The organism is Blastococcus sp. TF02A-26 (assembly GCF_003319125.1).
In the GTDB taxonomy this organism is placed as follows: domain Bacteria; phylum Actinomycetota; class Actinomycetes; order Mycobacteriales; family Geodermatophilaceae; genus Trujillonella.
Window position 1 is genome coordinate 1 of sequence record NZ_QOHG01000044.1, and the last position, 1,470, is coordinate 1,470.

The 1,470-nt window shown below is 68.5% G+C and carries 1 protein-coding gene; it reads left to right on the forward strand.

The genetic code is table 11. From position 1 onward, the window contains the following. The first annotated feature begins 143 nt into the window (after positions 1–143). On the forward strand, positions 144–1,448 hold the full coding sequence (locus DQ240_RS23015) for an IS256 family transposase (protein WP_369832036.1): 1,305 nt from the start codon (positions 144–146) through the stop codon (positions 1,446–1,448). Positions 1,449–1,470: the final 22 nt, after the last annotated feature.

The window sequence follows — 1,470 nt, forward strand, 5'->3', positions numbered from 1 at the left end:
GGTGTCAGATCGTCTGTGTAGGAGCTGTGGTCCGGACCTGAGGTAACCGCCTCGGGAGGGAGCACGCTGTGACCGTGACCGATGACGAATCGGTGGCCGGAGGTTCCGGGTTCGGTCCACCGGGCCGGCTGACCGGCCGGCAGCTGCGTGAGCAGCTGGCCGACGAGTCCTGGCTCGATGAGCTGATCGACCGGGCCGAGCAGGGCGGAGTCCGGCTGACCGGTGAGGGCGGGTTCCTGCCCGAGCTGGTCAAGGCCGTCCTCGAGCGCGGCCTGGACGCCGAGCTGACCGACCACCTGGGCTATGAGCGGGGCGATCCGGCCGGCCGGGGGTCGCCGAACTCGCGGAACGGAACGACTCCGAAGACGGTGCAGTCCCAGGTCGGGCCGATGGGCCTGGAGGTGCCGCGGGACCGGGACAGCAGCTTCGAGCCGCGGTTGGTGCCCAAGGGCGAGCGTCGCCTGGCCGGCCTGGACGACATGATCATCTCGCTCTACGCCGGCGGCATGACGGTGCGCGACATCCAGCACCATCTGGCCCGCACGATCGGCACGGAGCTGTCGCACGAGACGATCAGCAAGATCACCGACGCGGTGGCCGAGGAGGTCAAGGCCTGGCAGGCCCGGCCGCTGGAGCCGATCTATCCGATCGTTTACGTCGACGCGCTGGTGGTGAAGGTCCGCGACGGTCACCAGGTGCGCAACCGCTCGGCGCACATCGCCGTCGGAGTGGATCTGGACGGCATCAAGCACGTGCTCGGGATCTGGGTGCAGGCCACCGAGGGGGCGAAGTTCTGGGCCGGGGTGGTCGCCGAGCTGGCCAACCGCGGAGTCCGGGACATCCTCATCGCCTGCTGCGACGGGCTGACCGGCCTGCCCGAGGCGATCGAGGCAACGTTTCCGCACACGACGGTGCAGACCTGCGTGGTGCACCTGATCCGGGCCTCGATGCGGCTCGTCTCCTACGGCGACCGCAAGAAGGTCGCCGCCGCGCTGCGCCGGATCTACACCGCACCCACCGCCGACGCCGCCGAGACCGCGCTGCTGGAGTTCGCCGACTCCGAGCTCGGACGTAAGTATCCGGCGACCGTGGTGACCTGGCAGAACGCCTGGGAGCGGTTCACCCCGTTCCTCGCCTTCGCCCCGGCGGTGCGGAAGATCATCTACACCACGAACGCGATCGAGTCGCTCAACTACCAGCTCCGAAAGATCATCAAGAACCGCGGTCACTTCCCCAGCGACGACGCGGTGATCAAGCTGCTCTGGCTGGCCATCCGCGACATCGAGGACAAACGCGCCCGCGAACGCGCCAAGGAACGCGGCAAGCCCGCCAACCAGCGCACCGCCCCGCCACACCTGGTCGAGGGCGCCACCACGCAGAACTGGAAGCCGGCCATAGCAGCCCTGCTGATCGCCTTCCCCGACCGACTCGAGCCCTACCTCAACTGAAGATCAACTGCAGGTCCTACAC